The 3339-nt window shown below is 63.9% G+C and carries 1 protein-coding gene; it reads left to right on the forward strand.

What is annotated here, in order from left to right; all coding sequences use genetic code 11:
- Positions 1–3339, forward strand: a 3339-nt coding sequence (locus ACFFGN_RS34245; protein ID WP_380056800.1) for a hypothetical protein, incomplete at both ends; no start/stop codon positions are given.

Genomic DNA, 3339 nt, shown 5'->3' on the forward strand with positions numbered 1-3339 from the left:
TAAGTTGGTGCAGACTGATTCGGATGGTAACGAGTTCGCGAAGCATGAGTTCTCGTATTTTGATGATGTTCGTGATGGTGCGGGTAATTATGATGTGTTTGGTTCGAAGGCGTGGACGGTGCCGGGGGATGGTTTGGGGAATACGGCGCTGAATGTGCTGGGTTTCTTGGACGATCCGCTTGATGTGGCGGGTCGGCGTGTGGGGGAATCGAGTGTGCTGGGGAGTAGTAAGAGTTCCGGGGGCGGGGTGCATGTGTATGTGGGTGCGGGGCCGTCGAAGGGTAGTTCGACGGGGGTGAAGGTGGGGTCGTCGGAGACGTCGAATGATGGTGTTTTGGCGTTGATGGATGTTGATGGCGATAGTTTGCCGGATAAGGTGTTCCGGTCTGGTGGGGTGGTGAAGTACCGCAAGAATTTGTCGAGGCCGGGTGGGCAGGCGGCCTTTGATGATGTGGTGCGGGAGCTGGTGGTGCCGGGTGGGGGGTTCTTGTCGGAGAGTAGTAAGAGCTGGACGGTGGGGCCGGAGACTTATCAGGGCGCCGTGTCGGGGCAGCTGAATTTTGTGACGACGAGGTCGGAGACGGACCGGTATTTCAGTGATGTGAATGGTGATGGCATCACTGATGTGGTGGCTGGTAAGAGTGTGTTGTTCGGCCGGCTGGGTGCTGGTGGGGTGCCGGTGTATGGGTTGTCGAGTGCGGGCACGCCGGCGCCGATTACGCAGGGTGCGGTGGATACGTCGAAGTTGTTCGGTGATTTCGCGGCCGAGCAGGAGCGGTTGGCGGCGTCGTTCCCGTTGCTGGACACGGTGCGGCGCTGGGTGGCGCCGTATACGGGGACGGTGAAGATCGAGGGGGCCGTCCGGCTGGATCCGGCCACGGCTTCGGCCCGGGCGGATTCGGTGAAGGCTGATGGTGTGCGGGTGGCGATCCAGCGGAACAATTCGGAGTTGTGGTCGGCGCTGATCGGTGCGAAGGACAACTCGTCGAAGTCGCCGGGGGGCGTGTCGTCGGTGAATGTTTCGAAGGGGCAGGCGGTGTATTTCCGGGTTCAGTCGCGGGCTGATGCGTCGCTGGATGCGGTGGAGTGGAACCCGAAGATCACGTATCTGAACGCGCAGTCGGTGGATGTGAACGGTTTGCCGAACTACTCCTATGAGGCGGGGCGTGATTTCACGTTGGGTGGCCGGCCGGGTGCGGTGAAGGCGCCGCTGACGGGAACGGTGCGGCTGGGGGGTGTGTTCAACAAGACCGCGACGACCACTGATGACGTGACGGTGCTGATCACCCGGGACGGGGCGGCCGTGTTCGAGCAGGTGATCGCGGGTGCTGCTACTGGGGCGGTGCCGGTGGATGCCGAGGTGCCGGTGACTCAGGGGCAGGAGCTGAAGGTTCGGGTGAAGACGGATTCGCCGATCGATCTTGGTGCGACCCGGTGGGACGAGGTGCCGAGGTTGCATTACACCGCTGCGGAGGGGGTGGATCGGGTGATCGGTCCAGATGGTAAGCCGTTGATCGAGGTGTTCGTGCCGTATGAGGTGGACATGTATCCGGTCAACGGGTTGTCGGCACCGCAGCAGGCGTGGACGGTGGAGGGTGCTGATGGCAGCCCGTGGAGGGTGCGGCCGAGTTTGCAGTTCAATTTCGATGGGCAGACGCCGTCGGGGCGGGTGACGTTCACGGTGAAGCGGGCCGGGACGCAGTGGGCGCCGTCGGAGTTGCTGGCGAAGGCGCATTTCGAGATCGTGAACGGTGAGGTGGTCTCTCAGCCGGGTCCGATCGTGACGCCGTTCGTGTGGGGCGGGGACAGGCTGTTTTTCGATTTCTCGACCACGAATCCTCAGCTGCGGCTGTTTTTGTCCCACCACCAGGTGACTATTGATGGTGCGCTGAGCCCGGTGCCGTCGATGTTTCATTCCTCGGCGGAGCCTGGCGCGTTCCCGCAGCCGTACCGGGGCTGGGGCGCGATCGGTTACAACGGGAACGGGGACAAGGCGAACCAGCCGATCACGCAAAGTGATCTGGTTGTGGATGAGGACTGGGTCGATGATCTGCCCGAGGAGGTCGATCCGGCCGATCCGCAGCAGCGCGACGATTTCAAGAACGATCCGCGGGTGACCCCGCCGAAGTCGGTGGCGTTCGTCGCGTCCCCGCAGCACAACCGGTGGGGCACCGGGCAGCATTCGTGGGTCTCGAAGGACCGCGCGAGCAGTTCACGGCTGGGCACCGATTCGATCGATCTGCCGAACGGGGCCGATTACGCGGGCACGGCGGTGTCGCGGGTGTCGGTGTCGCGGCAGCTGTCGGTGGGAGGCACCCTCGTTGCGGACGTGGTTTCTGCGGGTTTGGGTCTCGGCGTCGGGGATTCGGAGTCGTCGGTGGACTACCTGGACATGAACGGGGACGGGTTCCCCGACGTGGTCGGGAGCAACGGGATCCAGTACACCGACCCGACCGGTGGGTTGGGCAGCGGCGCGTTCGGTATCCATGAGGGTCTGCTGCCAGGTGACAGCCCGGGAGCGCGGAAGAGTTACAGCGTGACCGGGAACGCCCATATCGGCAGCGCGGCCCGGACGAAGCAGAACGGCAAAGCGGTCTCTGATCCCCATGCCGGCACCTCGGCGCAGACCGCACACGCTGGTGGTGACATGCCACCGCTGGGGGTCGCGCCGTCGGTGCAGGGCAGCCTGAGTGGCAGCCTGTCCGATCTGAAGTGGGATCTGGCCGATGTCAATGGTGACGGGTTGCCGGACCGGGTCTATGACAACGGTGAGGTGCGGCTGAACCTGGGCTACCGGTTCGGCAAGCCTGAAGTGTGGCCTGGTGCCGGTGACCTCAATGACGGCTCTGGTGTCAGCAAAGGCAAGAACTTCGGATTCAACACCGGGGCCTATGGTTTCGCCGGTGGCGCCTCGTTCGAGAACGACAAGTCGAACACGAGCGCGTCGCTGGCCGATGTCAACGGTGACGGGCTGACCGACCGGGTGTTTTCCGGTCAGGGCAGTGGCCCGATCCGGGTCGCGCTGAACACCGGTGCGGGGTTCGCTGAGGCGGTGCCGTTCGGTGGCGGGTTCACCGGTGTTGCCGCCGACCGTAACGCCAGCCTGGGCGGCGGGGCGTATGTGGAGATCCCGATTTGTGTCCCGGCGTGTGTGGCCGTGGTCAATCCCGGCACCCACGCCACCGTGACCGGGGTCGGCCGCTCGGAACTGGGGCTGCGCGATATCAACGGTGACGGCTACCTGGACCACATCACCTCCAGCAGCGACGCGGCGATGACGGTGAAGGAGAATAAGACTGGTCGGACGAATTTGTTGAAGTCGGTGTCGCGTCCGTTGGG

Origin of the sequence: Kribbella deserti (assembly GCF_042434725.1) — a bacterium.
GTDB classification, from domain to species: domain Bacteria; phylum Actinomycetota; class Actinomycetes; order Propionibacteriales; family Kribbellaceae; genus Kribbella; species Kribbella deserti.